This window comes from Paenibacillus sp. J53TS2 (assembly GCF_018403305.1).
Taxonomy (GTDB): Bacteria; Bacillota; Bacilli; order Paenibacillales; family Paenibacillaceae; genus Fontibacillus; species Fontibacillus rhizolycopersici.
Genome location: NZ_BOSK01000002.1, coordinates 200,700 through 226,765, shown reverse-complemented (window position 1 = coordinate 226,765; position 26,066 = coordinate 200,700). Strand labels below are relative to the sequence as shown.

The 26,066-nt window shown below is 53.3% G+C and carries 24 protein-coding genes; 22 read left to right on the top strand and 2 right to left on the bottom strand.

What is annotated here, in order from left to right; genetic code table 11:
• Positions 1-204: 204 nt before the first annotated feature.
• Positions 205-1,773 (bottom strand): FAD-dependent oxidoreductase, encoded by a 1,569-nt coding sequence (locus KJS42_RS05605; RefSeq protein WP_213622242.1) that lies wholly within the window; start codon positions 1,771-1,773, stop codon positions 205-207.
• A gap of 184 nt (positions 1,774-1,957) precedes the next feature.
• On the opposite strand from KJS42_RS05605, the gene KJS42_RS05600 reads away from it, so the two are divergent.
• The 3 genes from KJS42_RS05600 to KJS42_RS05590 are packed head-to-tail and all read left to right on the top strand — an operon-like array spanning position 1,958 to position 5,952.
• The gene (locus KJS42_RS05600) at positions 1,958-3,637 is read left to right on the top strand and encodes a spore germination protein (protein WP_193417075.1); all 1,680 of its coding nucleotides are present in this window, start codon (positions 1,958-1,960) and stop codon (positions 3,635-3,637) included.
• Positions 3,627-4,835 (top strand): Ger(x)C family spore germination protein, encoded by a 1,209-nt coding sequence (locus tag KJS42_RS05595; RefSeq protein WP_213622241.1) that lies wholly within the window; start codon positions 3,627-3,629, stop codon positions 4,833-4,835. Before KJS42_RS05600 ends, KJS42_RS05595 begins: the two co-directional genes overlap by 11 nt.
• A 13-nt stretch (positions 4,836-4,848) precedes the next feature.
• Positions 4,849-5,952: a GerAB/ArcD/ProY family transporter gene (locus KJS42_RS05590; protein ID WP_213622240.1), complete on the top strand. Its 1,104-nt coding sequence runs from the start codon at positions 4,849-4,851 to the stop codon at positions 5,950-5,952.
• On the opposite strand, the gene KJS42_RS05585 is transcribed toward KJS42_RS05590, so the two are convergent.
• A complete protein-coding gene (locus KJS42_RS05585) occupies positions 5,869-6,258 on the bottom strand; it encodes a YczF family membrane protein (RefSeq protein WP_213622239.1) in 390 nt (129 codons plus the stop codon). The genes KJS42_RS05590 and KJS42_RS05585 overlap by 84 nt on opposite strands.
• 156 nt (positions 6,259-6,414) lie before the next feature.
• Between KJS42_RS05585 and KJS42_RS05580 the strand changes: the two genes are divergently transcribed.
• The 19 genes from KJS42_RS05580 (at position 6,415) to KJS42_RS05490 (ending at position 25,864) form a co-directional block, all read left to right on the top strand.
• Positions 6,415-6,804 (top strand): Fur family transcriptional regulator, encoded by a 390-nt coding sequence (locus KJS42_RS05580; RefSeq protein WP_155608864.1) that lies wholly within the window; start codon positions 6,415-6,417, stop codon positions 6,802-6,804.
• A complete protein-coding gene (locus KJS42_RS05575; RefSeq protein ID WP_483311270.1) occupies positions 6,777-7,601 on the top strand; it encodes a winged helix-turn-helix transcriptional regulator in 825 nt (274 codons plus the stop codon). Before KJS42_RS05580 ends, KJS42_RS05575 begins: the two co-directional genes overlap by 28 nt.
• Before the next feature lie 126 nt (positions 7,602-7,727).
• The gene (locus tag KJS42_RS05570; protein WP_213622238.1) at positions 7,728-8,978 is read left to right on the top strand and encodes a methyl-accepting chemotaxis protein; all 1,251 of its coding nucleotides are present in this window, start codon (positions 7,728-7,730) and stop codon (positions 8,976-8,978) included.
• 130 nt (positions 8,979-9,108) lie between these two features.
• The gene (locus KJS42_RS05565; protein WP_213622237.1) at positions 9,109-10,632 is read left to right on the top strand and encodes a spore germination protein; all 1,524 of its coding nucleotides are present in this window, start codon (positions 9,109-9,111) and stop codon (positions 10,630-10,632) included.
• Complete coding sequence (locus tag KJS42_RS05560) at positions 10,619-11,812, top strand: Ger(x)C family spore germination protein (protein ID WP_213622236.1); 1,194 nt, start codon at positions 10,619-10,621, stop codon at positions 11,810-11,812. Before KJS42_RS05565 ends, KJS42_RS05560 begins: the two co-directional genes overlap by 14 nt.
• On the top strand, positions 11,805-12,026 hold the full coding sequence (locus KJS42_RS05555; RefSeq protein ID WP_155608858.1) for a hypothetical protein: 222 nt from the start codon (positions 11,805-11,807) through the stop codon (positions 12,024-12,026). The genes KJS42_RS05560 and KJS42_RS05555 overlap by 8 nt, the downstream gene beginning before the upstream one ends.
• A gap of 37 nt (positions 12,027-12,063) precedes the next feature.
• Entirely contained in the window at positions 12,064-13,140 is a 1,077-nt protein-coding gene (locus tag KJS42_RS05550; protein ID WP_193417079.1) for a GerAB/ArcD/ProY family transporter, read from the top strand.
• A 74-nt stretch (positions 13,141-13,214) separates the two neighbouring features.
• Positions 13,215-14,072 (top strand): uroporphyrinogen-III synthase, encoded by an 858-nt coding sequence (locus KJS42_RS05545; protein ID WP_213622235.1) that lies wholly within the window; start codon positions 13,215-13,217, stop codon positions 14,070-14,072.
• Positions 14,073-14,131: 59 nt separating this feature from the next.
• Positions 14,132-14,440 carry a phasin family protein gene (locus tag KJS42_RS05540; protein ID WP_155608855.1) on the top strand — a complete coding sequence of 103 codons (309 nt, stop codon included), beginning with the start codon at positions 14,132-14,134 and terminating at the stop codon, positions 14,438-14,440.
• Positions 14,441-14,443: 3 nt separating this feature from the next.
• Entirely contained in the window at positions 14,444-16,114 is a 1,671-nt protein-coding gene (locus tag KJS42_RS05535; RefSeq protein ID WP_213622234.1) for an ABC1 kinase family protein, read from the top strand.
• 45 nt (positions 16,115-16,159) lie between these two features.
• Complete coding sequence (locus tag KJS42_RS05530) at positions 16,160-17,608, top strand: DEAD/DEAH box helicase (RefSeq protein ID WP_213622233.1); 1,449 nt, start codon at positions 16,160-16,162, stop codon at positions 17,606-17,608.
• Positions 17,609-17,740: 132 nt separating this feature from the next.
• Positions 17,741-18,634 (top strand): M15 family metallopeptidase, encoded by an 894-nt coding sequence (locus KJS42_RS05525; protein WP_213622232.1) that lies wholly within the window; start codon positions 17,741-17,743, stop codon positions 18,632-18,634.
• Positions 18,635-18,838: 204 nt separating this feature from the next.
• Positions 18,839-19,702, top strand: coding sequence for an ABC transporter ATP-binding protein (locus tag KJS42_RS05520; protein WP_155607620.1), 864 nt, complete (start codon positions 18,839-18,841; stop codon positions 19,700-19,702).
• 14 nt (positions 19,703-19,716) lie between these two features.
• Positions 19,717-20,520, top strand: coding sequence for a (2Fe-2S)-binding protein (locus KJS42_RS05515; RefSeq protein WP_193417084.1), 804 nt, complete (start codon positions 19,717-19,719; stop codon positions 20,518-20,520).
• Positions 20,521-20,879: 359 nt separating this feature from the next.
• Positions 20,880-22,241 (top strand): FAD-dependent oxidoreductase, encoded by a 1,362-nt coding sequence (locus KJS42_RS05510; RefSeq protein ID WP_213622231.1) that lies wholly within the window; start codon positions 20,880-20,882, stop codon positions 22,239-22,241.
• A 193-nt stretch (positions 22,242-22,434) separates the two neighbouring features.
• A complete protein-coding gene (locus tag KJS42_RS05505) occupies positions 22,435-23,358 on the top strand; it encodes an SDR family NAD(P)-dependent oxidoreductase (protein WP_204801184.1) in 924 nt (307 codons plus the stop codon).
• A 35-nt stretch (positions 23,359-23,393) separates the two neighbouring features.
• Positions 23,394-24,137, top strand: a complete 744-nt coding sequence (locus KJS42_RS05500; protein ID WP_193417152.1) for an SDR family oxidoreductase — start codon at positions 23,394-23,396, stop codon at positions 24,135-24,137.
• 88 nt (positions 24,138-24,225) lie between these two features.
• A complete protein-coding gene (locus KJS42_RS05495) occupies positions 24,226-24,828 on the top strand; it encodes a TetR/AcrR family transcriptional regulator (protein WP_213622230.1) in 603 nt (200 codons plus the stop codon).
• Between the two features lie 196 nt (positions 24,829-25,024).
• Complete coding sequence (locus KJS42_RS05490) at positions 25,025-25,864, top strand: formate/nitrite transporter family protein (RefSeq protein ID WP_213622229.1); 840 nt, start codon at positions 25,025-25,027, stop codon at positions 25,862-25,864.
• Positions 25,865-26,066 lie beyond the last annotated feature (202 nt).

Genomic DNA, 26,066 nt, shown 5'->3' with positions numbered 1-26,066 from the left:
GATCATTGATTAGTATCTCTGAAAGCATAGTACCATACGGTACTGATTAAAGCAAGGTAGTGAATAAAAAAAGGCATCTGTTCCGCTTGTTCCCTTTACGTTCCAGGAAACCGGTTGGACAGATGCGCTTCATAGCATGTTCAGAAAAGCCTAGGATCGGTGTTCTCGCTGGTTGGTGGATGTACCTAAAGGGCTTGCCGTTCGTTAACTTGGTGCTTGCTCAGGCTGTCGATGGAGACGAGGGAGCGCTTCGGTAGCCGGCCCTTCGATCACTTCGCCTTTGTAATCAAATCTGGATCCGTGGCAAGGGCAGTCCCACGAACGTTCCGCCTCGTTCCATTTGACCTCGCAGCCCATATGGGTGCAGGTCGTATCAAGCAGATAGAGCAGCCCGTTCTCGTCACGGTACGCCCCGGCTCGTTTGCCTTGGTGCTTCACGACGCCGCCTTGACCTGGAACGAGGTCCTCAGGTTTCAAGTGAACGATTTCGATTTTGCCGGTTACGAGTTCTTTGGCTACATCTGCGTTCTGCGTCACGAAATGCTTGATCGAGGGGTCCGCTTTAAACCGGGATGGGGTAAACAACTCGGCATAACGGTTCTCCTTCTCCAGAATGAGGTCTCGGATCATCATCGCGGACAACGCGCTGGTGCTCATTCCCCATTTATAGAAGCCCGTGGCAACGTAAATATTCGGATGTCTAGATGTAATCCGTCCGATATAAGGTACTCCATCCAGCGTGACTAAATCCTGCGCTGACCAGCGAAATGGAATGGACCGGATTCCCAATGTCTCGCGTCCGAATCTCTCCAGGGCTTCGTAGGACTGGAACGTACAGTCGTTTTTGCCGGTCTTGTGGGACTCGCCGCCGACGAGGACAACCTCTTTCCCGTTCAGCTCGGCGGAACGGAGCGAGCGCTTGGGGGAGCCGCAGTTGATGTACATTCCGCCAGGGTAAGCCTTCTCCGGTTCGATCGCGACGACATAAGAACGTTCCGCGTGCAGCCGGGTGAAGTAGAACCCCATTCCATCAAAGAACGGATAATGGGAAGCGGATACCGCATGGCGGCAAACGATGTGCCGCCCGTCTTCCGTGGTTAATCGAAGACGTCCGTCCGCCTCCGGTTCGGCGGCATCCTGCAGCGTTGTACTCTCATAAACGGAGCCGCCATGGGACGTGATATACGCAAGCAACTCTTTCAAGTAGTGCAGCGGGTGAAACTGTGCTTGATTTTTCATCACGATAGCACCTTTGGCTTGCAGCGGCAAATCGAGAGAGTCCCGCCATTTACCGGGCAGACCCAAACGTTCGTAAGCTTGCCATTCGGCTTCTAGCTTTTGGAGCTGCTCTTCCGAATCCGCATACAGATAAGCGTCCTCTTGGCGAAACTGACACTCGATCTTCCGTTCCTCGATTGTCTCTGTCATCCAACGCAATGCTTCCTCATTGGCTTCGAAATACAATTTTGCGCCTTCCTCACCGAAGTGGTTGATCAGCTTGTCGTAGATAAGACCGTGCTGAGCCGTGATTTTTGCCGTCGTATACCCGGTCGTGCCATCCAGGATTTTGCCGGCCTCCAGGATGGCGACTTTTACGCCGGCTTGTACTAGTAAATATGCGGTGGTGATCCCGGTGATCCCGGCCCCGACCACGGCCACTTCTGTCTCAATGTCCTCATTTAGCTTACCGAAGTCCGGCAAGGGTGTCGTTTTTCGCCACATCGAATCCGGGAACCGCGGAAGTCCACCGGACATGAAGGGGATTTCCTCCATTTTAAGCTTCCTCCTGTCAACTTGTTCTCCTGATAATAGGGAGCCGTTTCGGATACATTATTTCCCGCTCTAGTTCAGAAAAACCGCCGAATCGACGAAGGTTGTTGACTTCGGTTCCTGTCGCATGAAAAAGGCAGGAGAAGCAAATAATGGAGATAAGATATGCAGAACAGGAGTTGCTAATATGCTGCGCCACCTTTCCCGAGGCCGTTCCGGCCGGCAGAACAAAAGCAACGCACAATCCCAAATCACCGGTGACTTGCAGCAAATGCTGGATCGCGTCTTAGCGGAGTCCGGTCATAGCCCCGATATCGTCATTCGCCATCTCAAGCTAGGGGGGCCCGTTCCGGTTCCTGTGGAGGCTGCGATCGTTTATCTGAATGCCCTCAGTAACCAGCAAATGATCAATAACTTTGTGATCAAACCGCTAATGGGGCTGGAACCCGAGAAAGTTCACGCGTACAAGGCCGATCGGCTCATGAAATATATCCTCGAGAATGCCCTCAGCCTGGGAGAAACCTCGGTCGTGAAGGAATGGAACGACATTATGATGGCTGTCTTATCGGGGGACACCGTGCTGCTGGTGGAGGGGAGCGATCAAGGGATCGTCACGGGTACGGCGGGCGGGGAATGGAGAGCGGTTAACGAACCGACGTCGCAACTGGTCGTGCGTGGCCCCAAAGACAGCTTCGTCGAATCGATCGCGACGAACATCTCCCTGATCCGGCGCCGCATCAAATCGCCGGACCTATGGCTGGAGTCGATGAAGATTGGGTCCGTCACCCATACCCATGTGGCGATGATGTACATGAAAGGCTGCGCCGATCCCAATTTGGTGGAGGAAGTTCGGAGCCGATTAAAAGGAATTCGAATCGATGGCGTCCTGGAGTCGGCTTATATCGAAGAGTTTATTCAGGATAAGACCTTCACTCCCTTTCCGACAATATTCAATACGGAACGGCCGGATGTCGCCGCCGGGAATCTACTCGAGGGCCGGGTTGTTATCCTCGTTGACGGTACACCCTACACGCTGATCCTGCCGACCGTATTTGCCCAGTTCATGCAATCGCCGGAGGATTATGCCCAACGGTTCGACATCAGCATCCTGATGCGCATCATTCGTTACATCTGCTTCGTGATCTTGCTGCTCGGTCCTGCGGTATATGTTGCTCTGACCACCTTCCATTATGAAATGATCCCTACGCTGCTGCTGGTTAGCTTAATGGCGCAGCGCGAGGGGGTGCCGTTTCCTGCCTTCGTGGAGGCGATCATTATGGAGGTCGTGTTTGAGATCTTACGGGAGGCGGGAGTAAGGATGCCGCGAGCGATCGGTCAAACCGTGTCCATCGTTGGTGCGTTAATCTTGGGTCAGGCGGTCGTCGAAGCAGGGATCATCACGCCGATCATGGTGATTGTCGTAGCGTTGACAGGGATCGCGAGCTTTGCTTTACCCTCCTACAACTTGTCTATCGCAGGCAGGCTGTTCCGCTTCTATTTTCTCCTTTTGGCTGGTCTGTTTGGGTTTTACGGGATTACGCTGGGGCTCATCTTGATGGTTGCACATATGAACAGCATCCGTTCATTTGGCGTACCGTATCTGTCGCCGTTTAGCCCGTTTGTACCGCAAGCCCAAAAGGATGTGATTCTGCGGTTGCCGATTTGGATGCATGGATGGAAACCGCTGATGACTTCAAGCCAGCAGGATATAGAGAAAACTCGGGAAATTAAACCGCAGGGTTCGGGCAAATCCAAGTCTAGCGAGGATCAGACAGATTCCAATGAGGAGCAGAAGGATCGGAAGCAAGGCGGCAGCGGCAGCCCTGAATCGAGACAAGGAAAGCAGGAGGAGCCGAATGAGAATTAAAGGTTTATGGTTAATTGTCATTCTTTGCGCCATGCTGCCCCTATCCGGTTGCTGGGATGCGAAAGAACTGAACCGTCGGGCGGTTGTGGCCGGAATCGGAGTCGATCTGGCTCCCGGGAAGAAGGATTATTTCGTCTCCTTTCAAGTCATTATTGCCGATGAAATATCCGGAAAAACCGGGAGAGGCGGAACCCCGACCATGGTGTATAGTGCCCAAGGACGTTCAATTATGGAAGCAACCCGCAAGGTGTCTATGCTAGTGCCGCGCCAAGTATCGACCGCCCACACCCGGATTATCGTTATATCGGAAGAGCTGGCTCGCCAGGGGATTTCCGATATTGTCGACTTTCTGGACCGGGATTCGGACATCCGTCTCACGGCCAAAATTTATGTGGCGAAAAAGGAAGCACGAGCGCGTGATATCCTCTCCGGGCTTTCGGCTATGGGAAAGATCTCCGCGTATACCCTTGCTCAAAAAACCGACATCTCCTCTCAGGAATACAGCTCCCATTATCCAATTGAAATCGATGACGTGATTCGGGATATTCTGGTCCCCAACTCGGGTCCGATCATTAACGGCGTTGATATTTTGGGAAATGTCGAAGATGCTCGAAAAAAAAGTAACTTGGAGAAAACGGACGCCCTTGGCCTTCTTCGGATGTCCAATTTGGCGGTGTTTAAAGGGGATCGGTTAAAAGGTTGGTTGAATGAGGAAGAAAGCGTGGGGCTAGTCTGGATCAAAGGGAAGCTTAACAAGACATCGATCGTGATCACACCGGATGACCTGGGAGAAATCACGCTGGACGTACGTAGAAGCAAGACCTCGATGCATGTGTCTCTCAAGGATCCGGAACATCCCGTCGTCTTGGTGAAGGTCACGGCCCAGTTGTCGGTTCGAGAAATGGACAGCACCATCGATTTGCGCGACCCGGCGGCCTTGAATGATTTGGAGACCTATGTTAATCAGGAAATTAAAAAGAAAATGAAAGCGGCCGTCGACAAGGCCCAATCCCTGAATAGCGACATCTTTTGCTTCGGACAGACGCTCGAACGTCAGCATCCAAAGGCATGGAAGCAATTGAAAGGGCAATGGTCCGATCTCTTCCCCGAGCTGACGGTTGAATACCACGTCGATTCGATTGTCCGCAATTCCCAAATGAGGGACCGCTCCTTCAAGTACGATATGAACCAAGAATAGGAGGCGGGATACGATGGAAACTACGAAGTTCAGCCCGTTGCAATTTTTCTCCCTGCTCGTTTTGTTCCAACTGGGGACCGCTCTGGTTGTTAATCTGGGCCTGGAAGCCCAAAAGGACGCCTGGATCGCCGTATTGACCGGTATGATGATCGGAATGCTGCTCTATCTAGGGTACGCCTTCCTGTACACTTCGTTTCCGGATAAGTTGCTCACCCAATATAGCCGAATTCTATACGGTAAATATGTGGGCGGGGCGATTGGTTTTGCTTACACAGTTTTTTACATGAATAAGGCCTCGCGCGATTTGATGGACGGCGGATTGCTGGTATTTGCCTCGACCCTGAAGGAAACCCCGCTCTTCATCATCAATACGATGATGATGCTGACCGTCGTCTACGTCCTGCATAAAGGGGTCGAAGTGCTGGCCCGAACCGCGTTTATCCTTCTATGGGTCGTTTTTCTCATCGGGATGATCATCTTGCTGCTGGTGTTGTTTTCCGGAATCCTGGATTTCACACGGATTCTTCCGGTGCTCAGCAACGGATTTCAGCCTGTGCTGAAATCCGTCTATCGCCAAAACTATCAATTTCCGTTTGGGGAGATTATATGCTTTACCATGATCATGCCTTTTTTGAGCAATCAAAAAGCGGGGCTACGAGCGGGACTCCTATCCATCCTGTTGTCCGGCCTTATTTTGTCGGCAACGGTGGTGATAACGATTTCGGTGCTTGGCGTGGAAATCGCGGGACGTTCGATTTTTCCGCTGCTGACGATGGTCGGTAAGGCCTCCATAGGTGACTTTGTTCAACGGATGGACATCTTAGTGGTGATGGTGCTGATCATCGGCGACTTTTTTAAAATCTCGGTGTACTTTTATGCCGCGGTGATCGGGATTTCGGACCTCATGCAGATTCCCTACCGCAAAGTTCTGTATCCACTGGCCTTAATCGTGTTGTTTTCTTCGTTAACCATCGCTCGAACCTATAGTGAGCACGTTAAAAAGGGCGGGGATGTCTTATATAAAATGGATCCGTTATTTTACGTTATTCTGCCCGCTGCTCTGATTATTGCTGCCTTGATTTATCGATTCCGCTCCCGTAGGCAGGCCGGAGCCTGAATCTTTAAGCGCCGTAGAGGAGTCATTGCCTGCCGAGGCGGACAACGATTCTCCGTGTAAGCCTAACTCTTTGCTAGGGTTTTGGCTTCCTTTCCGTTTACGGCTTACGAGATGTAGAATATCCGGCACAATCAGGAAGAGGATCAGGATATAGGCAAAGATGCGTTCGGCCGGATCCGTCAATGAATAGTTCCAGTTAATGAGGAAATTATTCCATGGAAGCCCGATTAGTACATCAACGTAAACGGTGTATCCTATCGTAAACGCGGCAATCAGGAGGGTAATCAGATATTTTCGAATCAGCATGGAGGAACGCTCCCTCGTCAATAGGTGATATGGTGTGGTTTTAGTATGGGGGAAAGCACTATGGAACATGCAGGGAATGGGGAATATCGAGGAATTGACGGATCCTAAAATAAGACTTATACTAATTCTAAAAATAACTACAGGGATTGATGAGATATGAAGGCTTTAAATTTGACGACTCAGCGTCAAGCGGTATACGATGTCGTCCGCAACGCCAGCGACCATCCGACGGCAGCGGAAGTCATGAACCGTTTGGTTGAACGAGGATATAATTTCGCTTATGGTACGGTCTACAACTCGCTGCGGTATTTGACCGACAAGGAACTGATTCGCGAGTTGAAGCTAGGTGAGGCGGCCAGCCGGTATGATGCGAAGCTCGACGATCATCAGCATATCCTGTGCGAGGTATGCGGCCGCGTGGATGAAGTGATGTCTCATGTGCCGGAGGAATGGAACCATACTGTGGCTAAGGAAACGGGATATGATGTACACCACGCCCATGTCGTATTCGGGGGGGTGTGTCCGAATTGTCAGCAGAAGAAGTGATTAAGGAAAGCATTTCCGGTAAAACCGTGCCCATTCGCAGGCCAGCGGGAGTCGAGGTTGCTGAGCAAGAGGAGACAACATCCGAACGCGTGGCGTGTCCGGTCACGCAGCGTGTCATTCTGATCAGCCCGTTCCCGAGCGATGTTCATGAACTGGTTCGAGATTTATCCGAAAATTGTTTTGACGTCCTCGTATTCCATCACTGGGAGCAAGGGATTCGCAACGCCTTGGCGGCTGACTTGTTGATCTTCGATCTGACCTCCTACCGGGAGGATGAAGAAATGGCGGCAATCCGCGCGCTTGTGGGGCAGGAAACCGGCGGGACTCCATCGCTCTTACTTGTTAGAGAATCGATGCTGGGGCTACTGGACCAAGGCTTGATGAACCAGGAGCTCCTGGTATGGCCAACTCGGCCGATGGAGATCGTTTACCATACGCAGCGAATTATTCGCAGCAGCGGACCGCGGCCGTTGTCATCCCGTCTGCTCGCCGGCACGTCACCCGCGATCTTCAAGGATTTGTGGATCGACCGTAAGAAAATGGCCGTTTATCGGAGCGGCACTAAAATTGAACTGACCAAAACGGAATACGAGCTGTTGATCAAGCTGCTTGAGCAGGAGGGGACGGTGTTGTCCCGTGAAGAGCTGCTATCTGAGGTTTGGGGGACTTCTTTCCTAGGAGGCAGCAATGTCGTCGACGTTCATATCAAGAGTCTGCGCAAGAAGCTAGGGGATAATGCGACGAACCCGACCTACATCACCACGGTCCGTGGGGTCGGTTATCGACTGGCTGATTAAGGCACTATTAGGTTTTAAACGAAACCGTTTGTCAAATGACAAACGGTTTTTTTGATATTCAAGAGTCAGAGGAGCGAGTATAATTTTGGTTATAAACCTATTAATATGTTGAAAGAAGGATCTGCTATGAAAAAACGCGTAAGGCTATCTCTGTTACTGACAACCATTTTTGTGGCTATCATCCCATGTATTCTAGATGTGGTGCTGAACGGTGAAATCGAGCCGACCTGGTATCTGATTGCGGGCATATCCGTTGTACTAGCGGCTTTCGCGGCTTGGTTTACGATTCGTATGATTGCCGTTCCGCTTGATCGTTTGACGGAAACCACCCGCCAAATCAGCGAAGGGGATTTGACCAAACGCGTAGATTATTTGAATCGGCCTGATGAAATCGGCGCTCTGGCGAACCAATTTCAACGGATGGTGGACCATCTTCGGGGGATGATCGTTAACGTCCGAGATACGACGAATCAGGTTGTGTTATCATCTGAGCAGCTGTCGGCCGGGGCAGAGCAGACAACCAAGGCGATCGAGCACGTGACGGTGTCGATTCAGGAGATGGCGGCCAGCAGCGAACGGCAGCTGTCGGAGCTTGAAGCCGGGGCCCTTGGCATGGGAGAGATGTCCCACCAGGCCAGCATGATGTCGGAGCAAATTCATGCCGTTAGCGAAACGATGGAGAAGACGACCGCAGCTGCAGGGGAAGGGAACTCTTCCGTGCTGAGCGTGGTGGAGAAGATGGAGCGCATCCAGCAAACGGTTGATGAGCTGGGAGAGGTCATTCAGGCGTTAGGTCTGCATACGGCTAACATCGGCGGGATCATCGAAGTGATTACAGGCATTGCCCAGCAAACCAATCTATTGGCGTTAAATGCCTCCATTGAAGCCGCCCGGGCCGGTGAAGAAGGCCGGGGATTTGCCGTGGTTGCTTCGGAGGTACGCAAGCTGGCAGAGGGCTCCGAGCAATCCGCGAAGCAGATTGCTGAGCTGATCGGCAGCGTTCAAGCTGAGGTTGAACGGGCGGTTGGTTCCATGGAGGACGCTAAGCAAGGCGTTCAAGAGGGGATTCTCGCCGTTGATACTTCCGGACGATCCTTCTCTCGGATTCGCAAGGCGGTTCGCAGCGCTGCCGACAAGATGGAAGGAATCGTCGCAGATGCCAAGGGAATGGCCGCCGGGACTGAAATTGCAAGGGAATCCATTAAAGGAAGCCGGCAGGTATCCGAGGAGCATGTGGGCAATACTCAATCTATCTCCGCCGCTGCTGAGGAGCAGCTCGCTTCCGTCGAGGAGATCGCGTCCTCCGCTGCCGATTTATCCCGAATGGCCGAACAATTAAAGGGTATCGTGGACAAGTTCCATGTCGATATGAAGTAATCGATCGTTTTTTCTTACATCGCTCTTCGGCGGATCGCCGGGGGGCTTTTTTTATCTACATAGTTTTCCCCAAATGGTACATTCTACATCATGACAACGACGAATCGGCAGAGTGGCAAGGAGTGTGCCCATGAAAACCAAGGAACGTAAACAAGAAGATAAAATCAGCCGAGATTTGGCGGAAAACATCAAGCAAGTGAAAAAGGTATTTCAGGACTGCTCCGACGTGATCTACCGCGAGCTTCAATTGACCGAGCAGATTCGGGGGTTACTGGTTTACATCGAGGGGATTATCAAGGTCGAGGATGTTCAGCAGCACATTCTGCGTCCGTTGATCGAGGGTTTGGCCCAACATCCGCAAGCGGAGGGGGACATCTATCCGTTGTCGTTCACGCGAGTCTCCTTGAGCCAAGCACAGTCCGCCACCGACTGGCCGGCGGTGATTAACGGAGTGCTGACGGCGAATGTCGCCATTTTTGTCGAGCGAATGGAAGAGGTGCTGCTGTTCAGTGTAAAAGGCGGTTCGCGGCGGAGCGTTACGGAACCGCAGACCGAAGCGGTGATCCGCGGCCCGCGCGAAGGATTTACGGAGTCGCTCCGGATCAATACCGCCTTAGTTCGGTTCAAAATCAAAACGGAAAAGCTGAAGCTGCTTGATATGGTGATCGGTAAGGTGACCAAGACAGACGTCGCGTTAGCCTACATTGAAGGCTTGGCCGAGGAAAAACTGGTTGCCGATGTGAAGGAGCGATTGGAGAACATCGATATCGACGGGATCTTGGAATCCGGATACATCGAGGAATGGATCGAGGATAATCCATCCTCCCCGTTTCCGCAGATGCAGTATTCCGAACGTCCTGACTCGGTAGCTGCCCAATTGTTGGAGGGTAGAGTGGCCATCTTTGTGGACGGTACGCCGTTTGTGCTGATCGCGCCAGTAACGTTATGGCAGCTTCTGCAGGCCAGCGAAGATTACTACGAACGGTTTTTCATCAGCAACATGATCCGTTGGATTCGGTTCTTCTTCCTGTTCCTGGCCTTGTTCCTGCCGAGTCTGTACATTGCGGTAACTACGTTTCATCAGGATATGCTTCCATCGACCTTGATCTTGAGCATCGCGGCCTCCCGGGAAGCGATTCCTTTCCCCGCCTTGGTAGAGGCTTTTATCATGGAAATCTCGTTTGAAGCGCTGCGTGAAGCCGGTATCCGGCTGCCGAAGACCGTGGGCCAAGCGGTCAGCATCTTGGGCGCGCTGGTGATCGGGCAAGCCGCCGTACAGGCCGGGATCGTATCCGCCCCGATGGTCATCGTCGTCTCATTGACCGGAATCGCTTCTTTTACGGTCCCTCGGTTTGGCCTCGCGGTGACGGTTCGTATGCTGCGTTTTCCGCTCATGCTGCTGGCTAGTGCATTCGGTCTGTTCGGTATTGTGATTGGAGCGGTCTGGATCGTTGTTCATCTGACGCAACTCAAATCGTTTGGCGTTCCGTATATGAACGGGATCGCCCCTTATGATCGCGGGGATACGAAGGACATCTTCAGCCGGGTACCAATGTGGAAGATGAAGAATCGGCCTTCCGACGCTAGCGGGAACAATATGCGACGAATCGGCAAATCCAGACCATTGGGGAGTGATTCCAATGAGGGTTGGTAAACTCTTTCTGGCGATCTTACTTCCTGCGCTCGTACTGACAGGCTGTTGGGATCGCATCGAGGTGAACGATGTGGCCTTTGTACTGGCCACCTCAACGGATTTAGATCAGGGCCAGATCCGCTCCACCGCCCAAATCGCCTTGCCCAGCTCCTTTGGCGGCGCGGGCAGCCAAGGCGGAGGAGGTGGGACCTCAGGCAGCAAGACTTACCTGATGGTGTCCCAAACGGCTCCGACACCGTATCAGGCCAATAAATCCATGCAGAGCAATTTATCCCGGATCCTTAACTTTTCTCATCGTCGCGTAACGATTTTTGGAGAAGAGTTCGCCAAATCGGGGATCGGTGAGATGGTTGATGCTTACGCCCGGTTTCCGCAAAACCGACTAACGACTTACATCGTACTGACCCGCGGCCCGGGTTATAAATTGTTGGGAGTCGATGCTCCCATTGAGCAATCGCCCTCGGAAATGATCCGGGAACTGACCAAATCGGCAATGAAGGACCCGGTTTGCATTCAAACCATGGCCAACACCTTGCTGACGGAAGGCATCGATTTAGCCATCCCCGTCATGGAAACCAAGGAGAGTATTCCGAAGAAGGTCGGGGATGGGCAAAGCTTGGTCAAGTTGGACGGGCTAGGGATGTTTCGTGATAGCAAGCTGGTGGGTTACTTGAACTCGGATCAAACCCAAATGGCTTTGATGGCAATGGGCCAAGCGATAAACCCCAAAGTGACGGTCACGGTCGATGAGAAGCGGCCGAATGAGGCGGTTACGATCGTGCTAACCCAAACCGGAGCGAAAATCCGACCTCACCTAAAGGGTTCCGCCATTTCGTTTGATGTTAAGGTGAAGGCTAAAGGATTGATCCTGGAGAATACGACCCGCCAGAATATTCAGTCGACGATGATGGGGATCGTCGAGAAACGCTGCAATGAGATGATTAATGAGGATATTCACGCCGCGATCAGTGAGGCGATACGCAAGAACCGGTCCGATATTTTCGGCTTCGGCGTTGCCTTGAATAATAAGTACCCTAACGAGTGGAAGAAGATTCATCATCGTTGGCATGACCTGCTGCCGGAAGTTGAGGTCAATGTCAGTTCCGATATCCGACTGGAAAGCAGCGGTGAAATCATCAATTCGTTTGGAGTGAGGGAGGATCGTCTCGAGAATGACTAGTACCCATATTTCGTTGCTGCTGTTGATCGCCTTCAGCTTCTGGCGGGACAAAGAGGCACTAAGGGAAGGAGGGGCGCTGAGCCGTTCTGTGTTCTATACCGTTATGGCGGTTTCCTTCTTGATTTTGATCTATACCTCATGGGTAACCGGCCCCTTCAATCCCGTGGATTGGCTGGGCAGGGCGTTAGCGCCTCTTGCCTTCGCCAAACCCTAGAGCTCGCGTATGAAACCTCGAGGAGTGAAGCCTTGTAATGAAAATAACCAAACGGCAAATTTTTCTGCTTGGACTCTTGTGCATCGGGTCGATTACGTATATGCAAACCTTCTCGATGGTCAGTCAAACGGCGCATCAACATGCGTTTATCTCCTATATCGCCAGCGGATTGGTTTGTCTCTTCGCGTTGTGGCTCATTTCGTTCACGCTAAAGCGGTTCTCCAATCGTAATTTATTGCAGGCTTTAACAGAACGTTTTCCGATTATGGGCCGGGTACTGCTGGCGCTGTACCTGCTGTTCCTGTTGTTTATCAGTGCGAGGGATATTCGAAGTATCGCCGATTTCACGAATACGGTGCTGCTCAATCGCACGCCGATTCCGATCCTCGGTTTATTGGTTACCGCGACGGCGGTTTATATCTGTCAAGGGGGGATCCGAGCCTTTTTAGGGCTTAGCGAGGTCTATGTTCCCATTTTCATCTTGGTGCTGGGTTTCGTGATTCTGGTGTTGGCGAGGGATTTTCACCCTCAGTATCTCATTCCTTATTTCTCGCCGGATTGGACAGGCATCCTGAAGGGAGCCTGGTGCACCTTCCCTTATCAGGCCGAGATTCTAGTGCTCCCGCTCGTCATCTCCGGCAAATATTTTAAGGCATCCGCAGGCTACATCAGTCTGGCTGTGGGCACGGGAATGATGATCGTCTTGCTGCTCCTGACGCAGCTTGTTCTCGGTGTGCCGTTGTCAGGGAAGCTGATTCATCCGGGCTACGAGATGATTCGCCACATTCAGATTACCGACTTCATCGACCGCTTCGACCTACTGCTGATGGCCCTATGGTATCCGATGGCGCTGGGGAAAATCGCTTTTGATCTTTACGCATTATGTTACACGCTGCAAATGGTCGTTCCCAAGTTGTCCGGCCGTTTGATGACGGCCCCTGTCGGGGCGTTTGCCTTCGCCTGCTCCATCTGGTTCTTCAAAAACGCCCTGCAGCTCTTTGATTTCAATTTTGTTTGGCCGGTCATTGCCATCGTCTTTGACTTAGCTTTTCCGATTCTGTTCTTTGCGTTGCTTCGACCGCGCCGGAGTAAACCCGAACCGAAGGCGGGATAATCCGCAATTTACTTCGCCCTCTCCCTCGTATAAGCTGAAGGTAGTAGAAATAGGATAAACTTGGGAGGTAGACGATGGCACGGAGACTGGAAGGGAAAAGAGTCGCGCTGACAGGGCCCCGTCGTGCGGAGGAATTAGGTAAGCTGGTGGAAAACATGGGCGGTACGCCGCTATACCGTCCGGCACAGGGAACCGTGTTGTTGGACGATGTAGCCTTGCGAAACGGCATTGTCGACTGGGTGGAGCATCCGCCGGAATGGTCCATTTTTACGACAGGGATGGGCTTGGACGCATTGTTTGATATGGCCGGGGACATGGGCGTTGCCGAACGTCTACGAGATCATCTTCGGGCGGGAAAGATTGCAGCGCGAGGGTACAAGACCGTGAATGCCCTGAAAAAGCGAGAGTTAACCCCGATCGTCCGCGACGACGACGGGAGTACAGAGGGACTCATTCGTGGACTGTCGGAATATCAACTGCGCGGAGCCAGCGTGTTGTTGCAACTGCATGGGGATCCGGCCCCGCGTTTGGTCGCCTGGCTGGAGGAACAGGGGGCGCAGTGCCGTCAGCTTCTGCCGTACCGGCATATCGCTCCGCCTACCCCAGAGCTGGAGCAGCTCTTGAGCGATATCCTAGCCGGCGAGGTGGATGCCGTGACGTTTACAAGCGGACCGCAGGTGCGTTTTCTGATGGAGCATGCGGAACGTCAGGGACAGCTCGAAGCCTTGATGGCGGCGCTGGAGGGGCCGGTGCTGGCGGTGGCCGTCGGCAAGGTGACGGCTGCTGGTTTGTACGAAGCGGGGGTGCCCCGGGTACTGGCGCCCAAGGAGGAGCGGATGGGCAGCATGATCGTTGAGTTGGCCCGATATTATGCGGGCGAAGCCGAGCCGCTCTTCAAGGCCAAGCACGGAGAGGATGCACACCAAGCCTGATATTGGGTAATGATAAGTGTAGGCAATATCCAAACCTCGGATGGAAAGGATGATGGGCAATGAGCGATTTACTGAAAAAAGCGATTTCCCTGGGATGGGGTTTGACGATCACGAGTAAGGAGAAAGTCGAGAGTATCGTGGAGGACTTGGTTAAACGCGGTGAACTGGCCCCTTCCGAGTCGAAGCAACTCGTGGAGAAGCTGATTGATCGCGGTGCCGAGGAGCAGGGCAAGTTCAAAGAACTGGTGAATGAGCAAGTTCGGTCTGCACTGCAAGGGATGGGTCTGGCCTCGGCTAAAGAGGTGGAGGAATTAACGCGGCGAGTAGCAGAGCTGGAGATTAAGCTCGCCGAGATGCAGCAGCCGTAAGCGATGAGCAGCTTTGTCCGACATACCGGCCGTTATCGTGAAATTGCCATGGCGCTTGGGCGCCATGGCTTTGGCTATTTAGCCGAAGAAATCGGTCTAGCCCGGCTGATTCGGCTGCCGCTGCGCCGATTACGCAAGTCCGAGCCGGGCTCCCCAACCTTGGCCGAAAGGATCCGTTTGGTGCTGGAGGAGTTGGGTCCGACCTTCGTCAAGGTCGGCCAATTGGCTAGTACGCGCTCGGATTTACTGCCGGAAGCGATCATTCAAGAGCTCGTCAAGCTGCAGGACCAGGTACCTCCGTTTCCGGCCGAGGAAGCCCGCCGAATTTTAGAGGCGGAATTCCACCAGCCGCTGGGTGAGCTGCTAGAGAGCTTTGATGAAACGCCGCTCGCCGCCGCCTCTATAGGCCAGGTGCATCGAGCCCGGTTGACGACAGGCGAGCCGGTCGCGATCAAGGTCCAACGGCCCGACATCGTGCCGGTCATCGAGCTGGACCTCGATATTCTGCAGCACTTGACGGCGCTGGCAAACAAACGCTGGGCCTGGGTATCCCGATTTCAGATTCCGCAGATGGCCCAGGAATTCGCCCGTTCGATCCGCGCGGAACTGGATTATAGCTTCGAGGGCCGGAATATGGAGAAGATTCGCCGCCAATTTAAAGCGGATGAAGGCATTTATATTCCCGGGGTGCATTGGTCCCTGACAACCTCTCGCGTGTTGACGATGGACTTCGTGGAGGGAGAGCATCTGAACCGGCTGCTGGAGATCGATGAGATGGGGTACGACCGCAAGGAGCTGGCGGAGCGGCTAGTGAACGCTTTGCTTCGGCAAATCTTCGAGGGCGGCTTTTTCCATGCCGACCCTCACCCCGGCAACCTGCTGGTGACCCGCACAGGCGAGCTGGCCTTCATCGATTTCGGGATGGTCGGGCGGCTCAGCAGCGAGATGAAGGATCATTTGTCGTCGTTGGTGATCGCCTTGATGCGGCGAAGCACTGAGGGAATGGTACGGGCGATTCTGCGCATGGGCCTCGTCGGAGAAGATGCCGATACCGACGGACTTCGCCAGGATTTGGAACGGCTTCGTGAACGATATTATGACATTCCGTTTGCGGAGATTCAGATCGGGCAGGCGTTACAGGATCTGTTCGCCACGGCGCAGAAGCACCAGGTCGTGCTGCCTGCTGACCTTCTGCTGCTTGGCAAGGCGCTCTTAACGGTCGAAGGAGTAGCGCTGACGCTCGATCCTCACCTTCGCATTCTCGATTTGGCGGAGCCCTTTGGGCGCAAGCTGCTTCGCGAGAAATACGCCGCACGCCGGCTCGGTAAGAAGCTGTTTGACGAGGCCGCCGAGCTGACGGACTCCCTGATTGATCTTCCGCATCAGGTGCGCAAGCTATCTAGCACGCTGGCCCGCGGCAAGCTAAAGATGGACATGAACTTGCCGGAGATGGAGCAGTTTCTCCGCAAGCTGGACCAGATCAGCAATCGTTTGTCGTTCAGCATTGTGCTGCTGGCCTTCAGCATTATTATGGTCGGGCTCATCATTGGCTCCTCCCTTGCGCGAATGCCAACCCTGCTCTGGGACATTCCGGCGATCGAGATCGGCTTTATCGTTGCAACGCTGATGTTCTTGTGGCTGCTCTTTTCCATCTTCCGTTCGGGAAGGTTCTAACGATGTGTTACAATAAGGAAGCTGAAGAATATGAGGTGAAACCTGTTGACAACTTTTGAAAATTTAAATGTATCGCCCATCCTGCTCCGCAAGCTGCAGGGACAAGGGATCGTGAACCCGACACCGGTACAGGCTGCGGCGATTCCCGTCCTCCAGTCAGGCGAAGACGCTATCGTACAGGCGCAGACCGGCACGGGCAAGACGTTGGCGTTCCTGCTTCCGATCCTGGAGAAAATCCGGCCTGATCGCCCAGAGGCGCAGGCGTTGATCATTACCCCAACGCGGGAACTGGCGATTCAAATTACCGCGGAAGCCCGAAAGCTGGCGGAGGCTCGCGAGGGATTATCCGTATTGGCCGCCTACGGCGGCCAGGATGTGGAGCGGCAGCTGCGCAAGCTGAAGAATGGCACTCAGTTGGTCATCGGCACGCCGGGCCGGCTGCTCGATCACTTGCGTCGGGGTTCTCTGACGCTAGGCGCGGTCCGCATGCTGGTGCTGGATGAGGCCGACCAAATGCTGCATATGGGCTTCTTGACCGAGGTGGAGGAGATTATTTCGCTCGTTCCGCGCAGCCGCCAGACGATGCTGTTTTCGGCGACGATGCCCGATAATGTGAAGCGTTTGGCCAAGGCTTATATGGACAAGCCGCGGGACATCCGAATCGCCGAAACCTCGCGCGTTACGCTGGACAGTATCCGGCAAATCCTCGTGGAATGCACGGACCGGACCAAGCAGAACGCGTTGATCGAGACGATCCGCAGCCAGCGGCCATATTTAGCGGTGATCTTCTGCCGCACGAAGCGCCGGGCGAGCACGTTGAACGAGGCGTTGCAGGCCGCGGGCTTCCAGTCGGACGAGCTGCACGGCGACCTGTCGCAGGCGAAGCGCGAGCAGGTGATGCGCGCGTTCCGTGACGCGAAGCTGGAACTCCTCGTCGCGACGGACGTAGCGGCGCGCGGAATTGACGTGGAAGGCGTTACCCACGTCTTCAATTACGATATTCCGCACGATGTGGATAGCTACATCCATCGCATCGGGCGGACGGGCCGCGCCGGGGAAAAAGGCGTGGCCATCACGTTCGCGGCGCCGAAGGACCTGGAGGCGCTGCGTCAGATCGAGCGGGGCATCGGCCGCAAGCTGGAGCGGCAGCGCTACGAGAAGAGCGGCGCCGGTCCGGGCGCCGAGAAGATCGTCGCCGTAGGCCGCACCGGTACGGGTGCGGACAAGGCGGGGGGCCAGGGCCGCCGCAGCCGCGACGAGCGCGGCGGCGCACAGCGGCCCGCAGGCCGCCGCAGCGATGCAGGCGGCGGGCGGGGCCGCTCGGCCGGCGGCGCAGGGGCGCCGGCCAAAGGAGGCCGCGGCGCGGGAAGCCGCCGCGGCGATGACGCGCGCGCTCAGCGCGGCTCCGCCGGAGGCGCCTCGCGCGCGCAAGGGCCGGAACGCCGCGGTCAAAATGCACGCGGCGACGGAGGGCGCGGGCGCCGGGGGCGGTAGCCGGCGCCCCCGCTATTTTCCATGTAACTTCTTGCTCGCCTAATGCGTTTAAAAGGATAGGATCAAGGAACAAATACAGAGGTGCCTCTTGATACGTCATGACAGGGCACTGGCCATAGGGGAGGAACCAGGATGTACAGCAAGAAAGGCGCGGTAACCGCAACGATTGCTCTATTGCTAGCGGCAGTCGTATTTGCAGGCTGCGGGAATCAAGCGGCAAACGCACCGCAGACGCCAGTTCAGAACGGTACAAACGCAGCCGGCTCAAATACCGGTTCGGAGAATGGCACCGTGAACGATGGAGGCGCTAAGGATGATCAGGCGCCGGAAGGGAACAATGCGGCCAACGGCGGCAATGCCGAAACCGGGAATTCCGCCAATCAAGCTCCGGATCCTGCCGATTCGGATAAGGGCAGCGGAGGGGACAAAGCTGCGATGACCGACTCTGAGAGCGTGGCTGTGTTAATTAACAAACAGTTTGCTCTGCCAGACGACTACGAACCAAAGGATCTGATTTATCCAGACGTTCGATTCACGTTTAAAGACAAAATTGAGAAACGTATGATGCGCAAAGAGGCTGCGGCAGCGCTTGAGGAGTTGTTCGAAGGAGCCGAGAAAGACGGCGTCTATTTGGCAGGTGTGTCGGCGTACCGCTCGCATCGTACACAAACGGCGTTGTTTAACCGTTATGTGGAGAAGGACGGCGAGGAACTGGCTAAGACTTACAGCGCGGTGCCGGGCCATAGCGAACATGAGACAGGACTGGCAATCGACGTTTCGGGTAGCGACGGCAAATGCGCGGCGGAAAGTTGCTTCGGCGATACGAAGGAAGCGGCTTGGCTGGCGGACCATGCAACCGAATACGGCTTTATCATTCGTTATCCGGAAGGTAAGGAAGACATTACCGGCTATAAATATGAGCCATGGCACCTACGCTATGTAGGGAAAGAGATCGCAGCTGACATCGGGGAACGGGACATCACGTTGGAAGAGTACTATGATGCCGTACCGGTTTCGGGTCAGTAACTTCTTCTTACACCACCCGGGCCGTGAGCTATGAAGGAAAAGACGCCTGGAGGCGTCTTTTTTGATTTTACGGTCAGCCGAATTCACCCGACGCAAATTAACAGTTGACAGATGATAATGATTATCAGTATCTTTAAGATGATGAAATTTAAATGAACTTACGATGAAGCCGTTATTCAGTTGGACACGGAAAGGAAGAGTGCCATGGTCTCCTTAAAAACTTCGCATCTGGACATTGCTTATGAGGATCGTCTGATTGTCGAAGACTTAAATATTTCGATTCCCGAGGGGAAAATCACGGCGTTGGTCGGAGCGAACGGCTCCGGTAAATCGACGGTCTTGAAAACGATGGCTCGGATCCTTCAGCCGAAGTCCGGCAGTGTGCTGCTGAACGGTAAGTCAATCCATAAGCAGTCGACGCGGGAAGTGGCCAAACAAATGGCCATACTTCCGCAAAATCCAACCGCCCCGGAAGGGCTGACGGTCTATGAGCTCGTTTCTTACGGGCGTTTTCCGCATCAAAAAGGGTTCGGCGGTCTGAAGTCCGAGGACCGGAAGATCGTGGATTGGGCGATCGAAGCAACCCGTATGGGCGAATTCAGCGACCGCGCCCTGGAGCAGTTGTCCGGCGGTCAACGTCAGCGGGCCTGGATTGCAATGGCGCTGGCGCAGGAGACGGATATCCTGTTCCTTGACGAGCCGACAACATTCCTGGATATGGCTCACCAATTGGAAGTGCTGCAGCTGCTAGAAGAGCTGAACGATACTTCGAATCGGACGATCGTGATGGTCGTGCATGATTTGAACCATGCCGCCCGATATGCCCATTACATGATCGCAATTAAACAAGGCCAGGCAGTTGCTACCGGTACACCGGAAGAGGTTGTGACCTCACCAGTGCTGCGCGATGTATTCGGTATCGAGGCGGATATCGTCACCGATCCGCGGAGCGGTGTGCCGCTTTGTCTCCCTTATGAGCTGTATAAGGCTGCATCTGAAGGCAAAGTCCGCAAAGGCAAAAACGATGGACCGGAAGAGGCTTCACCTAAAGTGGTCTCGTTCCTATAGCGGAGGAAGCTAAAATGCGCTTAGATTATCAGCTGCTGGAGCAGCAATTGGGAATCGTCACGCAGAACCGAACGGACGCGCTGTTCACGATGCCTGCAGCAAAGCTGTTGGATCGTGGACAGCTAGTTTCTTTTTTGGAACTGTATCAGGAGAAGATCAAGGGACTTGACCTTCAGGTATCGGCTACTTATTTCGCTACGAGCTGGCGGGTCGTGTGTGCGGCGCTGCAGTACATGGTATCCGTAACGGCGAGCAGGATCCAAATTTCGCTGGAAAATCTAACGATTCAACTCGTGATGGTTAACGGGTTCCCTTGGGTTTATTTTGTGCTGAACGATCAGGCGGAGCAACCGTGGCCAGCGGGGGATCGTACGTCCTGGCAGAGAGGCGAACTCTGCCGTTTTTACGGGGAGGTGCTGCGTCCTGTAATGGAGAGAATCGCTGCGGTCTCAGGGTTGCCGGTAGCTCAATTATGGGGGCAGTTGCCGCTTGGCGTTCAATTCTACGTTCGCTCCCTGGCGGATCGTCTTGAGGATGACATATTGCGTTCTCGGCTCCTGGAAGATTACGAGCTTGTGAAGCAACTGTCAGCAGAGGAGTTTGGTCTGAAGCGCAATCCCTATCTCGTCAAAGAAGTGTTGCTTGATGACCCCTATCGGCCGGGTGAGAAATCGCCGATGAAGCCAACCTGCTGTCTGGCTTACCGGACGGAGACGGACCATGGCTACTGCTACGGATGTCCTAAACTCTCCAAGTCGGAGCGGGAGGCTAAATACGCCGAAATACGAAAACAACTTACCTCAGTCCAAGCACAGTAACTCACCCGTAATGACATTACATTTACATATGATCATCGCGGATATGATTAGCAAGCAAGCACCTGGCAGACCTGAAGACCATTCAGGAGGTTCCGACCAGGTGCTTTGTTTTATCCAAAAATCGATCTCCTCAACCTTCCAGCTTATCAACCCCCAAATAGGGAAACCTATAATTTAAATTGTGAAATTTTTAAAAAGTATCTTTTACCTCTTGCAATGTGAAAAATGTCACACTATAATAAGGGACATGAGGTGAAATATTTCACAAGTAAATGGATTTTAAGTGATGAATTTCACAAATATTGAGTTGATTATGACAAAATACAAAACGAGCAGTGAATTTGGAGGGGGAAGAAGTCATGAAAGTAGCAGTTATCGGATGTACCCATGCAGGCACGGCAGCGATCGTCAATACAGCCAAACTTTACCCGGACGCGGAAATTACCGTATATGAACGGAACGACAACATTTCTTTTCTGTCGTGCGGCATTGCGTTATATGTCGGAGGGATGGTTCAGGATCCGCAGGGATTGTTCTACTCGTCGCCACAGCAATTGGCCGAACTTGGTGTAAATACGAAAATGCTTCACGAGGTAGTGTCGGTCGATACGGACGCTAAAACACTTCAAGCTCGCAACCTGGAGACCGGTGAGGTGTTCGAAGATACGTTCGACAAGCTGATCGTAACGACCGGGTCGTGGCCGATTGTTCCGAAGTTCGAAGGAAGCGACTTAGAGAATATCGTGCTTTCGAAAAATTTCAACCATTCCAACACGATCATTGAAAAAGCGCAGCAAGCCAACCATATTGTGGTGGTCGGGGCCGGATACATCGGCGTTGAACTTGTTGAAGCGTTCCAGTTGAACGGCAAGCAAGTGACGCTGATTGATGCGGAGGATCGCATTTTGAGCAAATACCTGGATCCGGAATACACGGATAAGATCGAACAATCGCTTAGCGAGCATGGGATTGAGTTGGCCTTAGGCCAAAAGGTTACGCGCTTTGAAGGGGAGAACGGCAAAGTAGCTAAGGTGATCACCGACAAAGGCGCGTACGCCGCCGATCTCGTGATTATGTGCATCGGATTCCGTCCAAACACGGAGCTGTTAAAGGGGCAAGTCGACATGCTGGGCAATGGTGCAATCATCGTAGACGAATACATGCGCACCAGCAAGCCGGACGTATATGCGGCGGGAGACAGCTGTGCGGTATTTTATAATCCGACCGGCAAGCATGCGTATATCCCGTTGGCCACGAACGCCGTTCGCATGGGTACGCTGGTGGCTCGAAACCTGGTAACGCCAACCGTGAAGTATATGGGCACTCAGGGCACCTCGGGGATTAAAATCTACGAAGATAATATCGCGGGGACCGGGTTGACGGTAACAGCGGCGAAGGATGCCGGTCTGGAGGCCGAAGCGGTAATGATTACCGATAACTACCGGCCGGAATTCATGCCGACCCACGAACCGGTTATGCTGAAGGTGGTTTACGAGAAGAACACCCGCCGGATCCTCGGGGCGCAAATCATGTCGAAAGTGGACCTGACCCAGTCGATGAATACGATCTCGGTGTGCATCCAAAACGGCATGAAAATGGAAGAACTCGCCTTCGTCGACTTCTTCTTCCAGCCGCATTACAACAAACCTTGGAATTTCCTGAACAGCGCAGGCTTAGGGGCGCTGCCGGAAGTGCCGCAGCGGGAAACCGTTCACGTTTAAGCTAGTAACCTAGTTTCTCCATTTGATGATCAACTAAGCCGATCCAAAGAGGGCATACGCCTTCTAGGACCGGCTTTTTTATATGGTGGATAACAAGCCGACTGAGATGAATGACAAAAATTAAAAATTGATACTTGATATCTGAAATATGTTTGTTATATAATCAAGTCATCAAAAAGAGGAGATGATAAAAATGAAGAAGGAATCGATGAAGCAAGTTGTTCTCGTCACGGGTGCTTCCACGGGAATCGGAAATTTGACTGCCCGTTCCTTGGCCGATGCGGGCCACACGGTTTATGCCAGCATGCGGAATATCGGGGGAAGAAATGCCGGTCATGCCGAGGAGTTGCTGGAGTATGGGCGAAGCAACGGGCTAGATCTTCGAGGCGTGGAACTCGATGTGCAATCCGAAGCTTCCGCTGAAGCTGCGGTCGCTACGATTCTCAGGGAGGCGGGCAAGCTTGATGTCGTCGTGCATAACGCGGGTCATTTAGTCGTCGGTTACGTAGAAGCGTTTACCCCAAAGGATATCGAACATCTCTTTGACGTGAACGCGATCGGCATCCAACGGGTAAATCGTGCTGTACTTCCGCATATGCGCGAGCGTCGGTCGGGAACCTTGGTTTATGTCGGCAGCACCACTTCGGTGGTCGTTCCACCCTTCATGGGACCTTATGTAGCTTCCAAGTTCGCCGCGGACGCCATTGCCCAGGTGACTGCTTACGAGGTAGGGCAGTTCGGTATCGAGACCACGATCGTCATGCCGGGTCCGTTTACCCAGGGGACCGACCACTTCCCGAATGCCAGCCGCGCGAGCGATGTTGAGCGGAGCTCGGGTTATGCCGCGTTGGATCCGCTGGTAAAGCGCAACGAGGAAGCGACTTCAGGGCTGTTCACGCCGGGAGTGGATGCGCATCCTAAAGCGGTAGGCGAAGAAATCGCCCGCATTCTTGCTTTGCCGGAAGGCACTCGTCCGTTCCGAAGCGTGGTCGATTTCACCAATGCGGGCGTCGAGGAAGTCAATGAAGCGGCTCGTCGGGCGCAGGAGAATTTCATGAACCGTCTGGGCTTTGGCGAGCTGCTGCACATCAAAACTGCGCAGAGCGCTCAGAATTAATTGATAACAATACGATATAGGAGGAATTTTAAATGATGGATCAATTATTGAATGGGAAAGTCGCATTGGTTACGGGAGCATCAAGAGGCATGGGCCGGAATATTGCGGAGCAATTGGCCCGCAGCGGGGCGAAGGTGGTCGTCAACTATGCCACCCGCCTCGATCAAGCGGAGGAAGTCGTTAAAGGCATTCAAGCTGAGGGAGGGGAGGCCGTCGCCATACAAGCCGATGTCAGCAAGTTGCCGGACTTGGAGAAGCTGTTTCAGGAGACGTCGGATATCTTTGGTCGATTGGATATTTTGGTCAATAACGCTGGAATTATGATTACGAAACCGCTCCAAGACATCACGGAAGAGGACTTTGATCGTCAGTACGCCATCAACGTGAAGGGTACCTTTTTCGCCACCCAGCAAGCTATGAAGCATATGAGCGAGGGGGGACGCATCATTAACTTCTCCACATCCGTAACGGGGCAAATGTTTCCGGCTTACAGCTCTTATACGGCAACCAAGGGCGCAGTGGAGCAATTGACGCGCCAATTGGCTAAGGAGCTTGGACCGAAGGGCATTACGATTAACGCGGTTGGTCCGGGACCCGTGAATACGGAGCTGTTTACGGCCGGGAAAACACCGGAGCAAATCAAAAACGTCGGAAGCATGAACGCTTTCGGGAGATTGGCTGAACCGGAGGACATAACGAACGTGGTCATGTTCTTGGCAAGTTCGGAATCCGGGTGGGTTACAGGACAAACGATTCGCGTCAATGGCGGCTTCATCTGATTTTGGCGAATCACAATTGACAGAATCGTATCATTGTCACTTTAGAACCATTTTGATATAGTAGGAAAAAACGGGGAGGAGGAATGAAATGAGCAACGAGCTGCCTTTAAGCAAAGAACAGATTTTGGACACCGCAGAGCAGGTGCTAAGGCGCTTCGGACCGGATAAAACCTCCGTGCTGGATGTCGCGCGTGCGCTGCAGGTCAGCCACGGTACGTTGTATCGGCATTTCTCCAGCAAAGCCTCGCTTCGCGAAGCTGTGACAGATCGTTGGCTGACGCGAAGCATCGCCGAACCCCTTGCAGACATTGCGAACGGTACGGACGGGAGCTACTCCGTACGATTACGTTTATGGCTGCAAACGCTGATCGGCTGCAAGCGGACCTATGCCAGCGACGATCCCGAGATGTTTGCCATGTATGCGGCCGTTACCGAGGCAGCCGCTGAAATCATCGAAGCCCACCTGGACCATTTGATCGGGCAAATTACCACGATTATCGAAGGAGGCATCCGTGCGGGAGAATTCAAAGCGCTGGAGCCGCGGGAAACAGCTAGGGCGATCTTCTTGGCGTTCCTGCATTTTCACCATCCCGCACATTTTCGCCAATGGACGAATGAGCGGATCGATGCGGATTTCGATGCCGTATGGCGGCTGCTCTTGGGCGGCATCACCAGCGTACCATCGCACTAGTAATCAGCGCAGATTTAAGGGACCCTTTCCGATTTGATCGGAAGGGTCTTTCTTATTATTGCATGATCACAGCTGTTCCTTAAGATGTGTGAAATATTTCACCATATGAAAACGTTATCGTGATCTTTGTTACTTATCCAAGATTAATCGGCACGCTACAATAGACACGGATCTACTTAATAAAGGAGACTAGAACATGGCTTACTATAAACCTGCGCAAATTGCTGACGTAACCGTAGAAAATGGCATCAAAAAAGCGCATAATCCTTTGTTGACCGTACTTATTCTCGGATTTTTGGGCGGGGCGTTTATAGCGCTCGGTTTTTTGCTCGATATTCGCGTCATCAGCAGCGCTCCGGCAGAGTGGGGTAGTTTCGCAACCTTCATCGGCGCGGCGGTATTCCCTATCGGATTAATTCTCGTACTTTTGGCCGGTGGGGAGCTTTTGACCGGCAACATGATGGCTGTGCCGCTAGCACGGATGGCGGGGCGAATTTCCACAGGGGAAATGTTCAAGAACCTCGTCCTCATTACCTTAAGCAATTTTGTGGGTGCTTTATTCGTCGCATACTTTTTTGGACATGTGGTTGGCTTGACGGCCAGCGGACCTTATCTCGATAAACTGGTTGATATGGCCGGCCACAAGCTGGATGATAGCTTCCTGCAAGCATTTGTGTCTGGCATAGGCTGCAACTGGCTGGTTGCGTTGGCGGTATGGCTCTCTTACGGCGCAGACAACATGAGCGGCAAAATACTCGGCATCTGGTTTCCGACAATGGCCTTCGTGGCCATCGGCTTCCAGCACGTGGTCGCCAACATGTTCCTGATTCCGGCGGCTATTTTTGAGGGCTATTTCTCCTGGGGCGAATATTTGAAGAACTTTGTGCCGGTATGGCTGGGCAACTTGACCGGCGGCGCCATCTTCGTGGGAGCGGCATATTGGGCTGCCTATTTGAAGGAAAAAGGGCAAACGGCTGCTCCGGCTGCCGAGCATGCAACAACAACTCCGTCCGCGACGGTAGGCAAAACCATATAACGAGAATAAGCAATCAACAGGCTTTATTAACTGCTTCTCCATTTGGAGGAGCAGTTTTTTTGCTAAAGGGGAGAGTATTAGATCACGGAGGGTGGTATCCGGGCCAGTACATGTTGTTTCGGCCCTTTGCACGATTATCCCGTTGGATCAGTAGGCAAAGAAATTGGATCTGATAATCTTGGTGGAGTAAATAGATCGTAAG